Source organism: Photorhabdus heterorhabditis (assembly GCF_018448905.1).
GTDB lineage: Bacteria > Pseudomonadota > Gammaproteobacteria > Enterobacterales > Enterobacteriaceae > Photorhabdus > Photorhabdus heterorhabditis.
This window is the reverse complement of the sequence record NZ_RCWA01000190.1, coordinates 1-402: the sequence shown is the minus strand read 5'-3', so window position 1 is coordinate 402 and position 402 is coordinate 1. Positions and strand designations below refer to the sequence as shown.

At 61.2% G+C, this 402-nt stretch carries 1 protein-coding gene; it reads left to right on the top strand.

Annotated features, from left to right (window positions below):
• The coding region (locus EAE89_RS23240) for a hypothetical protein (protein ID WP_214086693.1) at positions 1–402 on the top strand (402 nt) is incomplete at both ends.

Here is a 402-nt window from a genome sequence, read left to right as displayed (position 1 = left end):
AACAAACGCTCACCAATCGCGGCGGCCAGATTCAGGGGGATGACCGGGTGACGCTGAAAGGCCGCGATATCACCAGCGCCTCGACCGTACGCGGGGATGAAGCTAACCGCTGGCTGGACCGTCCGGCAGGCATTTATGTGCAGAACGATAACGGCACCTTATCGCTGAGCGCCATCAACAATGTTCAGCTCACCGCCAGTGACGTCAGGAATGCCGGTCAAGACGGTCACACCGAAATAACGGCAGGCCATGACCTGACGCTGGACACCTTAAACACGCGACGTACCGAAAGCGGCGACTGGGGCGGCGGTAACACCCGCCACCTGACCCAACAGACCGATATCGGCAGCCAGATAACCGGCGCCGGTGAGGTGACCCTGCAGGCCGGGCATGACCTCAAGG